The organism is Sphingobium sp. Leaf26, assembly GCF_001421665.1.
In the GTDB taxonomy this organism is placed as follows: Bacteria; Pseudomonadota; Alphaproteobacteria; order Sphingomonadales; family Sphingomonadaceae; genus Sphingobium.
Genome location: NZ_LMKV01000001.1, coordinates 135,398 through 155,755 on the forward strand (window position 1 = coordinate 135,398; position 20,358 = coordinate 155,755).

Below are 20,358 nucleotides of genomic sequence, written 5' to 3' on the forward strand. Positions count from 1 at the left end.
GCGGCATTACTCATTGATTGCGGAAATGGCGGCGACATCTATATAGGCGGTTTGCCGCGCTGCGCCAGCGTGAAGCCTTCGCCTGCGCGCACCGATCCCCATCCCGCCGCCTTCACGGGCGGCCCAGAACCATAACAGGTGCCATGCCCGACGTCATTTTCACCGGCCCCGAAGGTCGCCTCGAAGGCCGCTTCAGCCCCCCGCCCCGCCCACGCGCGCCGGTCGCCATGATCCTGCACCCGCATCCGCAAGGCGGCGGCACGATGAACGACCGCATCACCCAGGCGCTGTACAAGACCTTCGTGAAGCGCGGCTTTGCCGTATTGCGCTTCAACTTCCGTGGCGTCGGCCGCAGCCAGGGCACGTTCGACAATGGCATCGGTGAACTCAGCGACGCCGCAGCGGCGCTCGACTGGGTACAGAGCTTCCACCCCGAAGCGCAGACCACCTGGATCGCCGGCTTTTCCTTCGGCGCGTGGATCGGCATGCAGTTGCTGATGCGCCGCCCGGAGATTCGCGGCTTCATCTCGGTCGCGCCGCCCGCCAACATGTATGACTTCTCGTTCCTCGCGCCCTGCCCGTCGTCGGGCATCATCGTGCAGGGGACGTCGGACGAAGTGGTGACCGCGAGCGCGGTCCAGAAGCTGGTGGACAAGCTGCGCACGCAGAAGGGCATCACCATCCATCATGACGAGATTCGCGGCGCGAACCATTTCTTCGAGCATGAACTCGACCAGTTGATGAAGTCGGTCGACAATTATCTCGACATGCGCCTGTCGCCGGATTCGCCGATCCGCTGATCGCCCGGACACGCACAAACGGAGAAGGCCGCCCCGAAAAGGCGGCCTTTTTCATGCCAGGGAGAGGATGGAACCCGGCGGTGGGGACTGGGTTGCCGGGTTCCGTAGACAAGAACGGCGCCCGCCCCCCGGCCTTGATCAGACATTGGTCGAAGACGCGAAATGGCCCAAGAGGCGGGAGCAGCGCCGCTTGACGCCCTTTGGCACCGACCTATAGATTCCCGATTATTGCGGCGTCAGGGGACAGGCTATCATGACAGACGGCAAGGAGCGCGCGCCCGGCTATCGCTATTCGCGACGAGGGACGTTGCCGCTGATCCGGGAACTGTCCGTCGTCGACGATCGGCGCAATGCGCTCTTGCTGGCCTTTCAGTGGGTCGTCATCGTCGCGGCCATTATAATCGCGATCCGCGTGCACAATGTGGCGGTCTATCTGCTTGCCGGCCTGGTCGTCGGCACCCGCATCCAGTGCCTGGCGGTCATGATGCACGATGCCTGCCACGGCCTGCTGTTCAGCAACCGCCGCGTCAACGATCTGATCGCAGATATTTTCGTCGCCTATCCGCTCGTGCTGAGCATCGATCTATATCGGGTGGCGCACATGGTCCATCATCGCCACACCAACACGATGCAGGATTATGACTATCGGGTACAGCGCAAGGATCCGGACCAGCATTTTCCGAAGAACCGTAAAGCGATGATCACGCTGTTCTTCCGCAGCCTGTTCGGCCTGAACTATTATCGCGTCGCGCGCGCGGCGCGGGTGTGGTCGCCCATCGCCAATTTCCACAATCCGCGCCGCTTCGGCTTCGATTATCGGCTGGGGTTGCGGCTGCGCTATGTGGCCTGGGCGGTGGTCGTCTATGGCCTGATCCTGTGGTCGCCCTGGCGCTGGCAGATATTGGGCCTGTACATGATCCCGCAATTCATCTGGGCAAATCTCTTCAACCGGATCCGGGCCATGGCCGAACATGTCGGCGTGCCCGACGCCGTGGAACTGAACGGCACCCGCACCGTCATCCCCACCCTGCTCGACCGACTGCTGATCGCGCCGTTCAACGTCAGCTATCATCTGGAGCATCATCTGTTCCCGTCCGTACCCTGGACCAATTTGCGCCGCTTGCACGTTCACCTGATGGCCGACCCCGACTATGCGGGGCAGGCCCATGTCACGCAGGGCTATTGGGGCGTAGTGAAGGAACTGATGCCACCGCCGGTCGAGAAAGAGGCCGCCTGAAAAGAGGCAATGCCCGCTTTACCCCGACCGATATTTTCCTGCTTGGCGTATCTTTTGCGCGGGTCTAGCGCGCCTTTCATGTCCGACGCGCCCAAACATGATGCCCGCCTGATCTGGAGCCGCTATTACAGCGCCTTCATCCCCGCCGGCCCGGCCGGTCCCAGCCTGTTCGACCGGCTGAAGGCCGCCAGCGGGGCGATCGGCGGGATCGCCATCACCGGCCTGCTCTGTGGCCTTATGCTGGGCAATGGCCTGGCCCACCCGCTGCTGGTGGCGCCGATGGGGGCATCGGCCGTACTGCTGTTCGCCGTGCCCGCCAGCCCGCTGGCCCAGCCCTGGCCGGTGCTGGGCGGCAACGTCATTTCCGCGCTCGTCGGCATATTCGTGGCGAAGGCCGTGCCGGATCCCACCGTCGCCGCCGCGCTGGCGGTGGGCGCGGCGATCGCGGTCATGTCATTGCTACGCTGCCTCCACCCGCCCGGCGGCGCGGTCGCCCTGTCCGCCGCGCTGGGCGTCAAGGGCGTGGCGAGCAGTTATATGTTCGCGCTGGTGCCGGTCGGGGTCAACACGCTGTTGCTGCTGGTCGTCGCCATCCTCTTCCACCGGATCGCCGGCCATAATTATCCGCATGTCGCGCCAAAGGCGCCCGCGCGCCACGGCACCGCCGATCCCGCGCCGCTGTTGCGCGCCGGCCCCAGCGAACAGGATGTCGCCGATGCACTCAAAGGCTTTGGCGACACGCTGGACGTGGATCAGGCGGACCTGCGCCAGTTGCTGGCCGACGCCGAACTGCGCGCCGCCGAACGACTGCACGGCACCGTCCCCTGCGCGGAGATCATGTCGCGCGACATCATCCATGTTCCCGCCAGCCAGCCCATGGCGCAGGTGCGCATATTGATGCAGGATCGCGGCCTGCTGTCCCTGCCGGTGCTGGACGATGCCGGCCGGGTGCAGGGCATCATCGGCGCGCTCGATCTGGGCAAGGACGGGACAAGCGCAGGCGACATCGCCCGCCGTCCCCTGATGGTTCATGCCGATACACCCATCGCCCGGCTGATCGGCCCTTTGAGCAGCGGCGACCGCCGCGCGGCGATCGTGGTCGACGCCGATCATCGCTTGCAGGGGCTGGTGACGCAGACCGATCTGCTGGCGTCGCTGGCGCTGCGGGCACGATCATCATCCTGTTAGATTGGATCGGGTGACGTTCTCATTTTTTCTGTTTTCCGCATTCAGCAAGCCGTCGGCCGTTCCAGCCGACTTCAGAATATTCTAGCGCCGCTCCATCACGGGCAGGTCCGGCCCTGGAATCGCGCTGATGGCGACATTGCCGAACATCACCAGCCCCGCGACGATCATCAGCACGCCACGCTTGCGGTCGCCCTTCTTCGCGATCGCATAGACGCCGCCCGCAGTCAGCAACACGCCCGCGAGCATCAATATGGATAAAATCGTGCCAGCCATGGGAGATGCCATAAGCGGCAAGCTGGACGGTGGCAATTGCCTGTCGCTCCCCCTATGAGGCGCGCAGAAACGAATCGCCTGTTGGTGAAGGGACGCTACCCGTGAAAATCGCTATCGCTTCCGACCATGCCGCCGTCGATCTGAAGGCGGAACTCGCCCAGTGGCTGCGCGATGAAGGGCATGACGTCGACGATCTGGGTCCGGCGACCGCCGACCGCGTCGATTATCCCGATTTCGGTTACAAACTTGCGACGGCCGTGGCCTCGGGCGCGGCCGAGCGCGGCATCGCGCTGTGCGGTTCTGGCATCGGCATTTCGATCGCCGTCAACCGCAACCCGGCCTGCCGCTGCGCGCTGGTGGGCGAACCGCTGTCGGCCGCCCTGTCACGCGAACATAATGACGCCAACGTGCTGGCCATGGGCGCGCGCCTGACCGGTATCGACATGGCCAAGGCCTGCGTCACCGCTTTCCTCACCACCGATTTCGGCGGTGGCCGCCATGCCGGCCGCGTCGAAAAACTCTCCCAGCCCGCGCTCTGAAAGGATCCTTCGATGAGCACTGACACCCTCGCCCCCGCCATCCGCCCGGACGGCTTCTTCAGCGAATCGCTTAGCCGCGCGGACCCGGAAATCTTCGGCGCGATCGGTAACGAACTGAAGCGCCAGCAGGACAAGATCGAACTGATCGCGTCCGAAAATATCGTGTCGAAGGCGGTGCTGGAAGCCGCCGGTTCGATCTTCACCAACAAGTACGCCGAAGGCTATCCGGGCAAGCGCTATTATGGCGGCTGCGAATATGCCGACGTCGTGGAAACGCTGGCCATCGAGCGCGCCAAGCAGTTGTTCGGCGCCAACTTCGCCAACGTCCAGCCGAACAGCGGCAGCCAGATGAACCAGGCCGTGTTCCTGGCGCTGCTCCAGCCGGGCGACGTCTTCATGGGGCTCGACCTGTCGTCGGGCGGCCACCTGACCCACGGGTCGCCGGTCAACATGTCGGGCAAGTGGTTCAAGCCGGTCGCTTACGGTGTTCGCGAAGACGACCACACCATCGACATGGACGAGGTCGCCCGCATAGCACGCGCGAACAAGCCCAAGCTGATCATCTGCGGCGGCACGGCCTATTCGCGCGTCTGGGACTTCAAGCGGTTCCGCGAGATCGCCGACGAAGTGGGCGCGTACCTGCTCGCCGACATGTCGCATTTTTCTGGGCTGGTCGCCGGTGGCGCGCACCCTTCGCCGGTGCCGCACGCCCACGTCACCACGACCACCACGCACAAATCGCTACGCGGCCCGCGTTCGGGCATCGTCCTGACCAATGACGAGGCGATCGCCAAGAAGATCAATTCGGCGATCTTCCCCGGCCTTCAGGGCGGCCCGCTGATGCACATCATCGCAGCCAAGGCGGTGGCGTTCAAGGAAGCGCTGACGCCGGAGTTCAAGGCCTACGCGCATCAGATCGTCGCCAACGCGCGTGCGCTGTCGGAAACGCTGGCCGACGCCGGCCTGTCGATCGTGTCGGGCGGCACCGACAATCACCTGCTGCTGGTCGACCTGCGCCCCAAGAACGCCACCGGCAAGGCCGCGGAGAAGGCGCTCGACCGCGCCTACATCACCTGCAACAAGAACAGTGTGCCGTTCGACACGGCCAGTCCGTTCGTCACGTCCGGCATCCGCCTGGGCGCGCCTGCCGCCACCACCCGCGGCTTCCGTGAGGAAGAGTTCCGCGAAATCGGCCGTTTGATTGCTGAAGTGGTCGAAGGCCTGAAGCGCAATGGCGACGAAGGCGACGGCCAGGTCGAAGCCCATGTCCGTGAAAAGGTGCTGGCCCTGACCGCGCGCTTCCCGATTTATTGACCAAAAGCCCGTTCGTCCTGAGTAGGGACTTCGACAGGCTCAGTCCCTACTCAGGCCGAACGGAGATTATAATAGATGCGCTGCCCTTTCTGCGCCCACGAAGACAGCCAGGTGAAGGACAGCCGGCCGACGGAAGATGGCAACGCCATCCGCCGCCGACGCCAGTGCGAAGCCTGCGGTGCGCGCTTCACCACATTCGAGCGCATCCAGTTGCGTGACATCTGGGTGGTGAAGAGCGAGGGCCGCAAGGAAGCGTTCGAGCGCGACAAGCTGGCCCGCTCCATCGGCATCGCCTGCCGCAAGCGGCCGATCGACCCCAGTCGGCTGGAAAAGCTGATCTCGGGCATCCAGCGCCAGCTGGAAACCAGCGGCGACAGCGAAGTCCCGGCGCGCGCGATCGGCGAGATGGTGATGGAAGGGCTGAAGCGCCTCGACAGCGTTGCCTACATCCGCTTCGCCAGCGTCTACAAGGACTTCACGGACGCCAAGGATTTCGAGGAATTTGCAGGGACGGTAAAGGAAGTCGGGCGTGAATAGTTCCCCTGTTCCGTTCGGCCTGAGCGAAGTCGAAGGCCTCTCTTCCCTCCACCGTTCGTCCTGAGTAGCGATTGAGCGAAGTCGGAGTCGAAGACGACCGAAGGGCAAATGGCGTATCGAAGGACCATATAATGACGTTTGACGAACGGTGATAATGTGACAGAAGAAAACGCCCCCCTCCCCCCCGTCATCGTTCTGGTCCGCCCGCAACTGGGTGAGAATATCGGGAAGGCCGCGCGCGCCATGCTGAATTTCGGGTTGACCGAAATGCGGCTTGTGACGCCGCGTGACGGCTGGCCCAATCCCGATGCGGGTCCGGCGGCGGCCGGCGCGGACTTCATTCTGGACAAGGCGCAGGTGTTCGAGACGCTGGCCGATGCGGTCGCCGACTGCGCCCATGTCTATGCCACCACTGTCCGCAAACGCGGCGTGACCAAGCCGGTCGTGACGCCGGAGGAAGCCGCGCGCGAAATCCATGGCGCGCAGGGGCGCTGCGCCTATGTGTTCGGCCCGGAACGATCGGGGCTGGAGACGGAGGATGTCGCGGTCGCGCGCAAGATATTGACCGTACCGATCAACCCGGAGTTCGGGTCATTGAACCTCGCCCAAGCGGTCATCCTGTGCGCCTATGAATGGTCCAAGCAGGCGGACCTTGCGCAGCCCACCATCACCGACCTGGGCGAACCCGCGCCGCAGGCGGAACTGGAGGGCATGATCGAGCAACTTGATGCGTTGCTGGTGAAGGTCGGCTATTTTTTCCCCCCCGATCGTGCCGGCGCCACCCGGCTGACGCTGCGCAACCTGCTGACCAAGCCGGGCTGGAACCATCTGGAGGTGCGGACACTGCGCGGCGTGCTGTCGCATCTGGCGCGGCCGCGGGAGCGCTGAACCCGGTCTCCGTTCGGTTCGAGCCTGTCGAGAACTCAGCGCATGGTTCTCGACAGGCTCGAACCGAACGGATGTGGATTTTATTCCCGCGTCCGGTCAAACTCCGCCATTTCATAGGCGATCGACGCTTCGACCAGTTCTTCCCACATGCCCGCGATCAGGTCGCACGGCACCCCCAAAGCCTCTGCCTCGGCGCAGGCGTTGGCGATCACCTCCGCCTTGCGCGCTTCGTCGCGCACGGCGCTGCGATCCGGCTTGATCCGGGCGGCGGCGCGCATATGGGCGAAGCGTTGCGCCAGCAGGGCGACGATCTGCCGGTCGAGATTGTCGACGCCGGCGCGCACCTGCGCCATGGTGGAATAATGTTCGGGAGTCATGTGCGCGGGCCTAAGCTGCCGCCGCCATCGTGTCGAGACTTGACTCGCCGGTCTCTTCTGGTCATAGGCGCGCCTTCGCAATTGGCTCCGCATCCCGGTGAAGCGGTGGCCCTGCCCCTGAGTGTGCAAACGCAAAACGGACGTAGGCGATACCGGGGATAACGTTAAAAGCATATTGTTAGGAATTACCATGACGAAGCGCACCAGCGCCAAGTACAAGCTCGACCGTCGCATGGGCGAGAATATCTGGGGCCGTCCCAAGTCGCCTGTCAACAAGCGCGAATATGGTCCCGGTCAGCACGGCCAGCGCCGCAAGGGCAAGGTGTCGGACTACGGCATTCAGCTGCGCGCCAAGCAGAAGCTGAAGGGCTATTACGGCGACATCACCGAGAAGCAGTTCAAGAAGAACTATTTCGAAGCCAGCCGCATGAAGGGCGACACCGGCCAGAACCTGATCGGCCTGCTGGAACGCCGCCTGGACGCCGTCGTGTACCGCGCCAAGTTCGCGCCGACCATCTTCTCGGCCCGTCAGATCGTGTCGCACGGCCACATCTATGTGAACGGCGTGAAGTGCAACATCGCGTCGCGTCTGGTGAAGCCGGGCGACGAAATCACCTTGGGCAAGAAGGCCCAGGAAATGGCGCTGGTTCTGGAAGCGCAGAGCCTGCCCGAGCGCGACATCCCCGACTATGTCGCCCCCGACGGCGCCACCAAGGTCAGCTATGTCCGCGTTCCGACGCTGGACGAAGTGCCCTACCCGGTGAAGATGGAACCGAATCTGGTCGTCGAATTCTATTCGCGCTAATCGGTTTTCCGATCCCAGTTACAGAAAAGGGCGGCCCCGCAAGGAGCCGCCCTTTTTCTTTAGGTCATGACCGCGAAAGAACGGGGAAGCCGCAGCCTCCCGATATTCCTCATTTTCCGAGCGTCGACAGGAAGTCCGCGCTCTGCTGCAACATGTCGGCCCGCACGTCGCTGTCGTTCAGATCATGGGTCAGGCCGTCATAGACGACCAGCCGGCTGCGCTTGCCTGCCCCTTCCAGCTTGCCCTGCATGATCTTCGCCTGGCTGATGTCGACATTATTGTCGTCCGTGCCATGGAACATCAGCACCGGCGCCACGAATTCGGCGGCATGATTGGCTGGCGAAGCATTGGCCGCGTCGGCGCCCGTCCCCATCCGGTCCTGCTGGACCAGATAGCTGCCATCATATTGCGCCCGGCGCAGACGGTCCGCAAAGTCGGTGACAGGGGCGACGGCGACCACGGCCTTGAACAGCCTGGGGTCGATCGCCTGTGCCTGCAACGCGGCATAGCCGCCATAGGACCAGCCGACGATCGTCAACTTCTCCGGATCGGCGATGCCCTGCGCCACCAGCCAGCGACCGGCATCCACCACGTCGCCGATCGCCGTCCGCCACGACCGATAGCCATTCTTCATCAGCCATTTTTCGCCAAAGCCGGCAGCGCCACGGAACTGCGGCTGAATGACGGCAAAGCCGCGCGCGGCATAATATTGCACCATCCAGTCGAAACCCCATTCGTCGCGGGCTTCCGGGCCGCCATGGGGCATGACGATGGCGGGCAGCCCCTTGGCATCCTCCTTGCCCGGCGGCAGGGTCAGATAGGCGGGGATGCTGGTGCCGTCAGCGCCCTTATAGCTGACCGACTTCATTGGTGCGAGCGTGCGGCCGGCCAGTTCGGGCCGGTCCGGCATGATCGGGGACAATTTGCGCGCGGTCCTGTCGAACAGATAATATTGGCCGGGATCAAGGTCGCTGCCGGCCCAGACCAGCACACGCTGGCCGTCCGCGCTCATATCGCCGACATGGACCGCCTTGCCACCCAGCGCCTTGCCCAGGGACTTGACCAGCGCTGCGACGGCTTCATCGAAATAGATCGCCTCGCGATGCTCGACGCTATAGCTGGCGCCCACCATGCGCTGCTCACGACCGACACGGATCGCCCCGGTCACATCCACTTGCGGATGGGCGAAGACGATCTTCTTTTCCAGACCGGGGTCCAGCGCGATCGACACCAGTGCGTCGCGCCCATCGGTCTTTTCGAACCCATAGGCCAGATTCTTGTCCGCATCGACAGCGACAGGATAGAAGCCGGTGCCGCCGCGCGCGTCGTAGACCGACAGGTCGCTCCAGCCGGACTTGCCCTGCGGCCGATAGACGAACTTGTAGGTGCCCTTGGCATAGCCGGAGCCTTTATTCTCCTGCAAACCCATCACCCGGATGGTGCCATGCCCATCGGAAATATAATCAATCGCCAGTGTTTCAGGCTGCTCGATCCGCTTGGACGCACCGGACCGCGTGTCGATCCGATCGACGCCCAGACCGCGCAATTTATTATCGACCAGGCTCCCCGCCTTGGCTTCCGGCACATAGGCGCGCGTCATCAACACAGCGCCGTCCTCGGCCGGCAAAAGGTCGACAATGTCGCCGCCGCGCAGGTCGAAGCCCACGCTGTTCTGCCCTTGCCGGCGACTGAGCGAGCGGATGTTGCCGCCGGCCGCATCCACCGCGAACAGGCTGCTGAAGCCGTAGACATCATCGCCCACACGGCTGGCTCCGCCAATCTGGCAGGCCAGCCGATCGTTCGACACCCAGTCACAGCGATACAGATGTTCCGGTCGCCCGGTGGTGGAAGCGATCGCCTTCGGCTCGGCCCCTTCCTTGGCCTCCAGCACATAGGCTTTGCTGGTCCGGCCACCGCTCGCCGCGATCAGCGCGATCTTCTGCCCGTCGGGCGACAGGCTGGCGGAGATCACCGTTTCCCGCGCGCCGAAAGCCTTGGCCATCGCGTCCGGCTGACCCTGCGCCCATGCGGTCTGCGCCGTGCCCGCCGCCAGCAGTGCGATGATGGCGGATTTGCCCAGATAGGACATGCCCCGATATTCCCCCCAATAGACCCCGATGGATCAATGGCTAAGACATGGCGGGCGCGGGTGCAACAGCCTTGCTTGCCCTTGCCCGCGCGTGGTGGCATCACTCGCACATTCATAAAACAACAGGGAAATACCCATGCGCACTTCCATCGCGGCGATCGCCGTCCTTCTGGCGTCCTCCGCGCCAATTCCTAGCAGCGCAGCGCCCGCCCAATCCGCCACTGCCCCGTCGATCGACACGATGAAGCGGCTGGTCGAAGAACTGTCCTCAGACGCTTTCGAAGGCCGCGCGCCTGGAACCGCCGGCGAGGAAAAGACGCTCGCCCTGCTGGCGGCCGAGTTCGAGAAGCTGGGCCTGAAGCCCGGCAACAAGGGCAGTTGGTTCCAGGACGTGCCGCTGGTGGAAATCACCGCCAAGAACGTGTCGCCGCTGACCTTCACTGGTGGCAAGGCCGACGTCAGCGCCGCCTATGGTGCGGAAATGGTCGCCGGCACCTATCGCACCACGCAAAAGCATATCGACGTCAAAGACAGCCCAGTCGTCTTCGTGGGTTACGGCATCAACGCCCCGGAAAAGGGCTGGAACGACTATGCCGGGCTGGACGTGAAGGGCAAGACGGTCGTCATCCTGGTCAACGACCCCGATTATGAGACACAGGGCCTGACCGGGCCGTTCAACGGCCGCGCCATGACCTATTATGGCCGCTGGACCTACAAATATGAGGAAGCCGCGCGGCAGGGCGCGGCTGCCGCTATCATCGTGCATGACACGGTGCCCGCCGCCTATGGCTGGAACGTAGTGCAGTCGAGTTGGACCGGCGCGCAGCATGTCGCCGACAGCGCCAACGGCAATGCCGACCAGAGCGCAGCCATCGGCTGGATCCAGAAGGACAAGGCCGCCGCCCTCTTCGCCAGCGCAGGGCTGGACCTGAACGCCCAGATGGCTGCGGCCAAGAAGCCCGGCTTCAAGGCCGTGCCGCTGGCCGGGGTGAACGCCAGCCTGTCCTTCGACAACGATCTGCGCAAGCATAGTTCCAAGAATGTCGTCGCGCTGCTGCCCGGCAAGACGCGGCCGGACGAATATGTGCTCTATAGCGCGCATTGGGATCATCTGGGCCATTGCCAGGCGGCGCCTGACGGCGACGACATCTGCAACGGCGCGGTCGACAATGCCACCGGCACCGCCGCGCTGGTCGCGCTGGCGCAGGCCAATGTGAAGGCTGGCCCGACCGACCGCAGCCAGGTGTTCGTGGCGGTGACGGGCGAGGAATCGGGCCTGCTGGGATCGGCCTATTATGGCAAGAACCCCGTCTTCCCCTTCGCCAGGACGGTGGGCGGCGTGAACATGGACGCGCTCAGCGTCGCAGGCCTCGCCAAGAATGTCGTCGTCATCGGCAAGGGCAAGTCGCAGCTCGACGCCTATCTGGACCGCGCGCTCAAGGCGCAGGGTCGGGTCGCGACCACCGAACCGACGCCGGAAAAGGGCTATTATTACCGCTCCGACCATTTCAGCTTCGCCAAATATGGCCTGCCGATGCTCTATTTCGAAGGCGGCGAGGACCTGGTGAAGGGCGGCACCAAGGCCGGCATGGCCGCAGCGGAGGACTATACCAGGAACCGCTATCACGGTCCCAAGGATGAATATGATCCCAATTGGGACTGGACCGGCATCGCCGCCGACCTGAAGCTCTATTACACCGTCGGCCGCGAACTCGCCACGACGAACGACTGGCCCAACTGGGTGGACGGCGACGAATTCCGCGCCATCCGCGACAAGGACCGGGCTGGCAAATAAGGACCGCGTGGACCTATGGCCCGGCAGGGCTATAGGTCCAGTTCTGCGCGCCGCTGCCGTCCATCTTCGACGTTTCCGCCATCAGCAGCCGCCCTTCGCGCCAGTAGCGGATGCGTTGCGGATAGTCATGGCCGGGATTGGCGAAGGTCACGTCCCGCACACCCTGCTCCACGGCGGGGAAGATGGTCGCCGAGCCGCCATCGGGCGCCGCATGCAGGGCGAGCGATCCGTCCGCCGCCCGCACGATCCGCATCACTTCCCAGCCGCGCAGGCTTTCCCCGCGCCCGGTGCGCCCCACGCCGATCATCGTGCCGCCACGCGGCAGGGTCCAGACCTCCTCGCTCCACCGGTCGCCGGCATTTTGCAGCCATTCCCCGGTCAGCCAGTCCGGCAGTTCCCCGGCGCGCGCCTGTGCCGACAGGGCCAGCAGCAGGCCCGCCGCGATGATCGAAATGTGTTTCCGCATGGCTTTCGCCCTCTGTCCAGACCCGGTCGGGCACGCTATGGAGCGCGCATCATTTCCCGCACTTTACGGACCGGCTTTCCCGCCGGGCAAGGATAAAAGTCATGACGTTTCGCATGCCCGCCGAATGGGCGCCGCACGACTGGACCTGGATCGGCTTTCCGACCAATCCCGCCGAATGGCCCGGCGCGTTTGAGGACGCCCGCGTTCAGATCGCCGCCTTCGCCAGCGCCCTGCACGCCGATGCCAAGGGTGAGGACGTCCGCCTTGTCGTCGCCAGCGAAGCCGATGCGGATGCCGCGCGCGCGCTGATCGCGCCGGGCGTGTCAGTCATCGTCCATCATCTGGGCGACGTCTGGCTGCGCGATACCGCGCCGATCGCCGTGCTGAACGGTGCGGGAGGCCGTGCCCTTGTCGATTTCGGCTTCAATGGCTGGGGCGGCAAATATCAGATGCCCGGTGACGAGGATATCGGTGCGCGGCTGGCGGCGACCACCGACCTGCCCGTTTCGACCCAGAATTGGGTGTTCGAGGGTGGCGCGATCGACACCGACGGCACCGGCCTGTTCGTGACGACCGAACAATGCCTGCTCAACCCCAATCGCAACCCGGACCTGGATCGTGGCAAGATCGAGACGCTGCTCGCCGGGTCACTCGGCCTGTCCGACATGCTGTGGTTGGGCGACGGGCTGCTGGGCGACCATACCGATGGCCATGTCGACAATCTCGCCCGCTTCGTCGCGCCCGGCAAGCTGGCCCTGCCGATCGCCACGACGCAGGATGATCCCAACGCCGCCCTCTATGCCGACGCCCGCGCCCGCGCGAAGGCCTTCGGCGTCGAAGTGATCGACATCCCCTCCCCCGGTCTGGTGCTGGTGGATGGCGAGGCGATCCCGGCCAGCTACATGAATTTCTATGTCGGCAACGCCGCCGTCATCGTGCCCATCTATGGCCAGCCCAACGATCAGGCCGCGCTCGACGCCTTCCGGCCCTTCTTCCCCGGAATGGATATTGTCGGCCTGCGCAGCGACGCCATATTGTCCGGCGGCGGCAGCTTCCATTGTTGCAGCCAGCAGATGCCCTCCCTCTAAGCCTGTCGGGAAGATAGATGACCAAAGTCACCGTAGCCGCCCTGCAACTCGCCTTTTCGGACGACATGGCCGACAATATCGCGCTGGTCGCCGATCATGTGCGGCAGGCCGCCGCACGCGGCGCGAAGATCATCCTGCCGCCCGAACTGTTCGAAGGCCCCTATTTCTGTAGGGTCGAGGATGAAGCCCTCTTCGCCAACGCCATGCCGACCGACGAGCATCCGGCGGTGCAGGAAATGCGCAAGCTGGCGAAGGAACTGGGCGTCTATATCCCGACCAGCTATTTCGAGCGGGACGGCCATCATCACTATAATTCGCTCGCCATGATCGACGATGAGGGCGAGATCATGGGCGTCTATCGCAAGAGCCATATTCCCGATGGGCCGGGCTATGAGGAAAAATATTATTTCCGTCCGGGCAATAGCGGCTTCAAGGTGTGGAAGACGAAATATGGCACCATCGGCGTCGGCATCTGCTGGGACCAATGGTATCCCGAAACCGCGCGCTGCATGGCGCTGATGGGCGCGGAGATGCTCTTCTATCCCACCGCGATCGGCTCCGAACCCTATGACAGCGACCTCGACACCAGCCGCATGTGGCGCCGCGCGATGATCGGCCATGCGGTCAGCAACTGCATGCCGGTGATCGCCGCCAACCGCATCGGCGACGAGGAAGGCCAGCTCTTCTACGGCCACAGCTTCATCACCGACGAATGGGGCGATTTCGCCGCCGAGGCCGATGCCAGGGATCATGGCGCGCTGGTCGCGACGCTGGATCTGGCCAAGGCCCGCACCCATCGCGCCGGCATGGGCTTTTTCCGCGATCGCCGCCCGGACCTGTACGGCCGGATCGCACAGGATATTTGACCGATATGACTGAACCCACCGACGAAATCGCGATCGAAGCACCGGAAGAGCCCGGTATCGAGCAGCCGGGCGACCTCAGCCGGCCGCAAAAACGCCTGCTCAAACGCCTCTACAATGCCCGCACCATGCCGGTCATAGCGGACGACCGGTCGTTCCTGACCTACAGGGAGGCCGCGCATTACCTGCTGAAGCTGGACGGGGATGCCCGCGAATCTGCTTATGCCCAGATGAAAGCGCATGTCCGGGACAAGGTCCGGTAGGCTGGTGCATGGCTGAAAGCCCCCAGCTCTACGCGCTGGCGCTGGGGTCTAACCGGCCGCTGTCCGCGCGCCTGACGCCCAAGCGCCTGCTGCACGCCGCGACGACGCTGATCGGAAAACAGGCGCGCGTGCTCGCCGCTTCTCCCATCCTCTCCACGCCGCCACTTGGCCCGTCGGCCCGCCGCTTCGCCAATGGCGCGCTGCTGGTCGAAAGCACACTGCCCCCCCCCGCCATGCTGGCCTTCCTCCAGAGCATAGAGAACGAACTCGGCCGCCGCCGCTATCGCCGCTGGGGTGCGCGCAGCGTCGATATCGACATCATCCTCTGGTCGGGCGGTCGCTGGGCCAGCCGCACGCTCACCATTCCCCATGCCGCCTGGCGCGTGCGCGGCTTCGTGCTGACCCCGCTGCTCGCCGTCGCCCCGAACTGGCGCGACCCGCGAACCGGCCTGTCCGTCCGCCATTTGCACGCCCGTCTACAAAAAGCCGCACGCCAAGGTTGACCATCCGGTCGCTGGCCTCTAGGGCGACCACCACCGCTTCGGGGGTCCATAGCTCAGTCGGTAGAGCAACTGACTTTTAATCAGTAGGTCGCTGGTTCGAACCCAGCTGGACTCACCACCATCGCGCCGGCCGGACCGGAGAACGCCCGATGAGCAGCATAATCTCGACACGCCCCATCTATCAGGGCTGGCTCAACCTGCTGCTGGTCGCCATGCGCGCACCCGACGGCGCGCCATTCGAGCGCCATGTGGTCGAGATGAATCGCGCGGTCGCCGTCCTGCCCTATGATCCTGATCGCCGGGTCGCGCTGGTCGTATCCATGCCGCGCACCCCGGTCATGCTGGCGGGCCTGCCCGATATGCTGGAGGCGATCGCCGGCATATTGGAGGATGAACCGGCCGACTGCGCCCGACGCGAGGCGATGGAGGAAGCGGGCGTGCGCCTGGGCAACCTGACCCATCTTGGTCAGATCTGGAGCATCCCCAGCGTCGTGACCGAGAAGATAGACTATTTCCTCGCCGAATATCGCGCGGCGGACCGGATCGCGGCCGGCGGCGGGCTGGACGAGGAGCAGGAGCATATCAGCGTCCACGAACTGCCACTGGACGATTTGTGGACGCTGTTTGCGGACAAGAAGATCGGGGACGGCAAGCTGGCGATCACGCTGATGGCGTTGCGGCTGCGCCGACCTGACCTGTTCAGCGTGCCGGTCGGTTGATCACCACCGACCGCGCATCCACCATCACATCGCCTTCGGGCAAATGGAACCGGCAGGCTTCATCCGCACCATTGACGCAGATCGCCAGCCCGCTCACCTGATATCTCAACGTCAGCCGGCGACGCCCCGGATCTTCCCACTGGCCGACCGTCAGCGTCTGGCCATCCTCGTCCAGCCACTGCACATCGGCGTCGGTCAACATGGCTACATCCCGCAAGTCCGCTACCTCGGCCCGCACCGCCGCCAGCGCGAAGCTATGCGCCTCCAGTCCCGGATCGCGGCCCGTCCAGTCGATCCAGCCGATCGCATTATCCTGCGCATAGGCGTTATTGTTGCCCTGCTGGCTGCGCCCGAACTCGTCGCCGGCGGTCAGCATGATCGTCCCGCGGGAGGCAAACAGGATGGCCAGCAGCGCCTCCCGGTCCTGCCGTCGCGCGGCCTGCACCGCCGGGTCATCGCTCGGCCCCTCGATGCCGTTGTTCCAGCTGAAATTCTCGCCATGGCCGTCGCGATTCTGCTCGCCATTGGCGTCATTATGCCGCTGTTCGTAGGCGGTCAGGTCGGCCAGCGTAAAACCGTCATGCGCGGCCAGGAAATTGACGCTGCGCGTCCGCTCTCCCCCGAAAATGTCCGAAGATCCCGCCAGCCGCGTGGCGAGCGCGCCGAGCGTCCCCGCATCGCCGCGCCAGAACCGCCGCATATCGTCGCGATAGCGGTCATTCCATTCCAGCCAGTCATCGCCGAACCGCCCCAGTTGATAGCCGCCCGGCCCGATGTCCCACGGCTCGGCGATCATCACCCGGTCCGCCAGCAAGGGGTCGACACGCATCGCCTGCAACAGCGGGGACTCTGGATCGAACCCGTCCACCATCCGCCCCAGTGCCGGGCCAAGGTCGAAGCGAAAGCCATCGACGCCCGCCTGCGCCACGAAATGCCGCAACGAATCGATAATCAGCCGCCGCGCAACCGGCGCGTTGCAGGCGATGCTGTTGCCCGTACCGGTATCGTTGATGAGGGTGCCGTCCACCGAGTGCCGAAAATAGCCGCGCGCATCCAGCCCGCGCAGCGACAGGGTCGGCCCCATGGCGTCGCTTTCCCCGTCATGATTATAGACCATGTCGAGGACGACGCCGATGCCCGCCGCATGCAGCGCCGTAACCGCCTCCCGCAGTTCCGCCATCCCGCCCGGCGCCAGTCGCGGGTCGATCGCGAAATAGCTGACCGGATTATAGCCCCAGGCATTGGTGAGACCGAGCGGCCCCAGATGCCGCTCGTCGATCCAGGCGTTGATCGGCATCAGTTCGATCGCGCCGACATGCAGCTTTTGCAGATGCGCGATCACCGCCGGATGGGCGAGCGCGGCGATGGTGCCCCGCTGCTCCTCCGGCACGTCCGGATGCAGCATGGTAAAGCCGCGCACCTGCACTTCGTAGATCAGTCCGCCCGGCGCAAAGCGGGGCGGTTCGGGCATCACCGGCTGTAGGCCAGCCGTCACCACCCCCTTGGGCATCAGCGGCGCGGTATCGCCGCCCTGCCCGCGCGGCACGGCCAGGGCGGGGTCGTACACAAAAGCCCGGTCGATCGCCTGCGCATAGGGATCGAGCAACAGCTTGTCTGGATCAAACCACAGGCCTGCACCGGGATCATAGAGGCCATCGGCGCGAAAGCCGTAGCGCGCGCCCTCTCCCACGCCGGCCGCCTCGCCATGCCAGCAGGCATCGGCATCGCGCAGCATCGGCACGCGCGTCTCCCGATCTGCATCATCGAACAGGCAGAGCCAGAGTTGCTCCGCATCGGGCGACCAGACCGAAAAGCGCGTGCCACCCGCGCCGATCACCGGTCCAAAGGTCACGCCGCCTCCGCGATCAACGCCCGGTAGAGATCGGCATAGCGCGCAGCACTATGCGTCCAACTGAAGTTGGCGCCCATGCCCGCCCGCTGCATCGCCGCCCATGCGGGCTTGTCGGCATGCAGCGCCACCAGCCGGTTGATCGCCCCATGCAGCGCCAGCGCGTCGGACGGGGCGAAGACGATACCGGTCGCTGCGCCTGCACCCACCGCCGCTTCATTGGCGTCGATCACCGTATCGGCCAGCCCGCCGACCCGCGCCACCACCGGCACGCAGCCATAGCGCAGCGCATAGAGCTGGGTCAGGCCGCACGGCTCGAAACGCGACGGGATCAGGATCGCGTCGCCGCCCGCCTGCATCAGGTGCGACAGCGGCTCGTCATAGCCGATCTGCACGCCGATCCGCCCGCGATGCCGGTCCGCAGCGCCCAGCAGCGCGCCTTCCAGCGGATGATCGCCCGATCCCAGCACCGCCAGCTTGCCGCCCAGCGCGACCAGATGCTCGGCCGCGTCGATCAGCAGGTCCATGCCCTTCTGCCAGGTCAGGCGACTGACGATGATGCAGAGCGGCGCGGCGTCATGATCCAGCCCGAAGCGCGTTTCCAGTGCACGGCGATTGGCCACCCGCTTGCTCAGCGCGCGCGCTCCATAGGGCTTGGCGATCAGCGTGTCGGACGCAGGGTTCCAGATGTCGGTATCGACGCCGTTCAATATGCCATGCAACCGGTCGACCCGCCCGTTGATCAGGCCATCCAGCCCCATGCCATGCACCGAAGAGCGGATTTCCTGCGCATAGGTCGGGCTGACCGTGGTGATCGCATCGGCCGACACCAGCCCCGCCTTCAGATAGCCGGTCCCGCCATAATATTCGACGCCATCCACGCCCCAGGCTTCGGGCGGCAGGCCAAGGTGCGGAAAGATATCCGCCCCGAACCGCCCCTGAAAGGCGAGGTTGTGGATCGTCACCAGCTTGGGCACATGCGCGGCCGGGCCGAAGCGCATGAAGGCTGCCGTCATCGCCGCCTGCCAGTCATGGACATGGACGGCATCGGGCCGCCAGCCTTTCAGCCGCCCTTCCGCTATGTCCGCCCCGGCCCGCGACAGCGCACCGAAACGGCGCCAATTGTCGGGCCAGTCATTGCCGCCATGATCGCCATAGGGACCGCCCTCCCGCGCGAAGAAGCCGGGGGCATCCAGCACCAGCAGATCGAGGCCATCGACCTGCGCCGCGAGCAGGCTGGCCGCCGCGCCGAACAGGTCGGGATAGCGATGGACGACCTTCGTCTTGCCCAGCTTCGCCATGACCGCCGGATAGCCCGGCACCAGCGTCCGCACCTCTACCCCCTGCCCCGCCAGCGCGCCGGGCAGAGCCCCGGCGACATCGGCAAGACCACCGGTCTTGATGAGCGGATAGATTTCGGACGCGACCGACAGCAGCTTGATCGTCATGGCTTCGCTCAGGCTGCCAACCGGTCGATCATCGCCTGCGTCACCAGGCAGATGCCGCTTTCGGTGCGGCGGAAACGCTGCGCGTCATGCTCGGGATTTTCGCCGATGATCAGGCCGGGTGGAATGATGATGCCCGAATCCACCACGCATTTGTGCAACCGCGCGCCGCGCCCGATCTCGCAATCGGGCATGATGACGCTGTCCGTCACCGACGAAAAACTGTGGGTGCGCACGCCCGAAAAGAGCAGGCTGCGGTGGAGCGACGATCCCGACACGATGCAACCGCCCGCCACCAGCGAGGATGTGGCAGACCCGCGCCGGCCGTCCTCATTATGCACGAACTTGGCCGGCGGCGTGACCTCCGAATAGGTCCAGAGCGGCCAGCTACGGTCGTATAGGTCCAGGCTCGGCACCACATCGGTCAGGTCCACGCTCGCCTGCCAATAGGCGTCGATCGTGCCGACGTCGCGCCAATAGGGGACCAGTTCGCTTTCCGCGCGCACGCAACTGCTGGAGAAGCGATGCGCCACCGCTTTGCCATGTTTGACGATATGGGGAATGATGTCGCCGCCGAAGTCGCGTCGGCTGTTCGGATCGTCGGCATCGCGCCGCAACTGTTCGATCAGGAAGCGGGTCTGGAAGACATAGATACCCATCGACGCGAGAGCCATGTCCGGCTGGCCGGGAATGCCGGGCGGGTTCCTGGGCTTTTCGATGAAGGCGGTGATGACGTCCGCTTCATCGACGTGCATGACGCCAAAACCCACCGCCTCCATCCGCGGCACCTCCAGACAGCCGACGGTGACGTCCGCGCCACTATCGACATGCTGCTGGAGCATCAGCTCATAGTCCATCTTGTAGACATGATCGCCCGCCAAGATGACCATATATTCGGGCGCATAGGATTCGATGATGTCGATATTCTGGTACACGGCGTCGGCCGTGCCTTCATACCACTGGCTTTCGGAAATGCGCTGGCTGGCGGGCAGGATGTCGAAACTCTCGTTGCGTTCGGGGCGCAGGAAGTTCCAGCCGCGTTGCAAATGGCGGATCAGCGAATGCGCCTTATACTGCGTCGCCACGCCGATGCGGCGGATACCGCTGTTGAGCGCATTGGAAAGCGCGAAGTCGATGATCCGCGCCTTGCCGCCGAAATGGACGGCCGGCTTGGCGCGCCGGTCGGTCAGTTCCGCCAGCCGACTGCCGCGACCCCCGGCCAGGACATAGGCCATGGTGTCGCGCGCGATCGGCTGATATTTGCTCTGCATTGGGCCTCTCCTCATTCTGCCCGCGACTGCCTGCACGCGCCGTCGGTGT

Annotated in this window: 20 protein-coding genes, 1 tRNA gene and 1 pseudogene; 15 read left to right on the top strand and 7 right to left on the bottom strand. The window is 64.7% G+C overall.

The window, feature by feature from the left end; all coding sequences use genetic code 11:
* The first annotated feature begins 143 nt into the window (after positions 1 to 143).
* The 3 genes from ASE85_RS00665 to ASE85_RS00675 all read left to right on the top strand — a co-directional run bounded on the left by ASE85_RS00665 (position 144) and on the right by ASE85_RS00675 (position 3,225).
* A complete protein-coding gene (locus tag ASE85_RS00665) occupies positions 144 to 800 on the top strand; it encodes an alpha/beta hydrolase (RefSeq protein ID WP_017184627.1) in 657 nt (218 codons plus the stop codon).
* Between the two features lie 253 nt (positions 801 to 1,053).
* Entirely contained in the window at positions 1,054 to 2,037 is a 984-nt protein-coding gene (locus ASE85_RS00670; RefSeq protein WP_056681953.1) for a fatty acid desaturase family protein, read from the top strand.
* 78 nt (positions 2,038 to 2,115) lie between these two features.
* A complete protein-coding gene (locus tag ASE85_RS00675; RefSeq protein WP_082462605.1) occupies positions 2,116 to 3,225 on the top strand; it encodes an HPP family protein in 1,110 nt (369 codons plus the stop codon).
* Between the two features lie 81 nt (positions 3,226 to 3,306).
* On the opposite strand, the gene ASE85_RS00680 is transcribed toward ASE85_RS00675, so the two are convergent.
* Entirely contained in the window at positions 3,307 to 3,498 is a 192-nt protein-coding gene (locus tag ASE85_RS00680; protein WP_056681956.1) for a hypothetical protein, read from the bottom strand.
* A gap of 101 nt (positions 3,499 to 3,599) precedes the next feature.
* Between ASE85_RS00680 and rpiB the strand changes: the two genes are divergently transcribed.
* The 4 genes and pseudogenes from rpiB to ASE85_RS00700 all read left to right on the top strand — a co-directional run.
* Positions 3,600 to 4,037, top strand: coding sequence for a ribose 5-phosphate isomerase B (gene rpiB / locus ASE85_RS00685; protein ID WP_056681959.1), 438 nt, complete (start codon positions 3,600 to 3,602; stop codon positions 4,035 to 4,037).
* Positions 4,038 to 4,049: 12 nt separating this feature from the next.
* Entirely contained in the window at positions 4,050 to 5,351 is a 1,302-nt protein-coding gene (gene glyA / locus ASE85_RS00690) for a serine hydroxymethyltransferase (protein WP_056681962.1), read from the top strand.
* 75 nt (positions 5,352 to 5,426) lie between these two features.
* A complete protein-coding gene (gene nrdR, locus ASE85_RS00695) occupies positions 5,427 to 5,888 on the top strand; it encodes a transcriptional regulator NrdR (protein ID WP_056681966.1) in 462 nt (153 codons plus the stop codon).
* A 165-nt stretch (positions 5,889 to 6,053) separates the two neighbouring features.
* Positions 6,054 to 6,776: pseudogene (locus ASE85_RS00700) on the top strand (RNA methyltransferase); the annotation flags it as partial.
* Between the two features lie 80 nt (positions 6,777 to 6,856).
* Here the strand turns inward: ASE85_RS00700 and ASE85_RS00705 are convergent.
* Entirely contained in the window at positions 6,857 to 7,153 is a 297-nt protein-coding gene (locus ASE85_RS00705) for a chorismate mutase (protein ID WP_056681969.1), read from the bottom strand.
* Positions 7,154 to 7,343: 190 nt separating this feature from the next.
* Here ASE85_RS00705 and rpsD point away from each other — a divergent pair, with 190 nt between their 5' ends.
* On the top strand, positions 7,344 to 7,958 hold the full coding sequence (gene rpsD, locus ASE85_RS00710; RefSeq protein ID WP_056681972.1) for a 30S ribosomal protein S4: 615 nt from the start codon (positions 7,344 to 7,346) through the stop codon (positions 7,956 to 7,958).
* Between the two features lie 109 nt (positions 7,959 to 8,067).
* Here the strand turns inward: rpsD and ASE85_RS00715 are convergent, their stop codons facing one another.
* Positions 8,068 to 10,047: an alpha/beta hydrolase family protein gene (locus ASE85_RS00715; RefSeq protein WP_056681975.1), complete on the bottom strand. Its 1,980-nt coding sequence runs from the start codon at positions 10,045 to 10,047 to the stop codon at positions 8,068 to 8,070.
* 136 nt (positions 10,048 to 10,183) lie between these two features.
* Between ASE85_RS00715 and ASE85_RS00720 the strand changes: the two genes are divergently transcribed.
* The gene (locus ASE85_RS00720) at positions 10,184 to 11,842 is read left to right on the top strand and encodes a M28 family peptidase (protein ID WP_056681978.1); all 1,659 of its coding nucleotides are present in this window, start codon (positions 10,184 to 10,186) and stop codon (positions 11,840 to 11,842) included.
* A gap of 13 nt (positions 11,843 to 11,855) precedes the next feature.
* Here ASE85_RS00720 and ASE85_RS00725 read toward each other — a convergent pair whose 3' ends face one another.
* Complete coding sequence (locus ASE85_RS00725; RefSeq protein WP_056681980.1) at positions 11,856 to 12,308, bottom strand: DUF6265 family protein; 453 nt, start codon at positions 12,306 to 12,308, stop codon at positions 11,856 to 11,858.
* A gap of 101 nt (positions 12,309 to 12,409) precedes the next feature.
* Between ASE85_RS00725 and ASE85_RS00730 the strand changes: the two genes are divergently transcribed.
* The 6 genes from ASE85_RS00730 (at position 12,410) to ASE85_RS00755 (ending at position 15,744) form a co-directional block, all read left to right on the top strand.
* Positions 12,410 to 13,396, top strand: a complete 987-nt coding sequence (locus tag ASE85_RS00730; protein ID WP_056681982.1) for an agmatine deiminase family protein — start codon at positions 12,410 to 12,412, stop codon at positions 13,394 to 13,396.
* A 17-nt stretch (positions 13,397 to 13,413) separates the two neighbouring features.
* Positions 13,414 to 14,262: an N-carbamoylputrescine amidase gene (gene aguB / locus ASE85_RS00735; protein WP_056681986.1), complete on the top strand. Its 849-nt coding sequence runs from the start codon at positions 13,414 to 13,416 to the stop codon at positions 14,260 to 14,262.
* Between the two features lie 5 nt (positions 14,263 to 14,267).
* Positions 14,268 to 14,522, top strand: coding sequence for a hypothetical protein (locus ASE85_RS00740; RefSeq protein ID WP_082462606.1), 255 nt, complete (start codon positions 14,268 to 14,270; stop codon positions 14,520 to 14,522).
* 8 nt (positions 14,523 to 14,530) lie between these two features.
* On the top strand, positions 14,531 to 15,025 hold the full coding sequence (gene folK, locus ASE85_RS00745; protein ID WP_056681989.1) for a 2-amino-4-hydroxy-6-hydroxymethyldihydropteridine diphosphokinase: 495 nt from the start codon (positions 14,531 to 14,533) through the stop codon (positions 15,023 to 15,025).
* Positions 15,026 to 15,067: 42 nt separating this feature from the next.
* Positions 15,068 to 15,143: transfer RNA gene (locus ASE85_RS00750), tRNA-Lys, on the top strand.
* 31 nt (positions 15,144 to 15,174) lie between these two features.
* Positions 15,175 to 15,744 (top strand): NUDIX domain-containing protein, encoded by a 570-nt coding sequence (locus ASE85_RS00755; protein ID WP_056681992.1) that lies wholly within the window; start codon positions 15,175 to 15,177, stop codon positions 15,742 to 15,744.
* Here ASE85_RS00755 and glgX read toward each other — a convergent pair.
* From glgX to glgC, 3 genes are read right to left on the bottom strand one after another with little or no spacing between them, the layout of a single operon-like run.
* Positions 15,725 to 17,596 (bottom strand): glycogen debranching protein GlgX, encoded by a 1,872-nt coding sequence (glgX, locus tag ASE85_RS00760; protein ID WP_056681997.1) that lies wholly within the window; start codon positions 17,594 to 17,596, stop codon positions 15,725 to 15,727. The two genes, ASE85_RS00755 and glgX, sit on opposite strands and share 20 nt — an antisense overlap.
* Positions 17,593 to 19,041, bottom strand: a complete 1,449-nt coding sequence (gene glgA / locus ASE85_RS00765) for a glycogen synthase GlgA (RefSeq protein ID WP_056682000.1) — start codon at positions 19,039 to 19,041, stop codon at positions 17,593 to 17,595. Before glgA ends, glgX begins: the two co-directional genes overlap by 4 nt.
* A gap of 8 nt (positions 19,042 to 19,049) precedes the next feature.
* Positions 19,050 to 20,309: a glucose-1-phosphate adenylyltransferase gene (gene glgC / locus ASE85_RS00770; RefSeq protein WP_056682003.1), complete on the bottom strand. Its 1,260-nt coding sequence runs from the start codon at positions 20,307 to 20,309 to the stop codon at positions 19,050 to 19,052.
* Positions 20,310 to 20,358 lie beyond the last annotated feature (49 nt).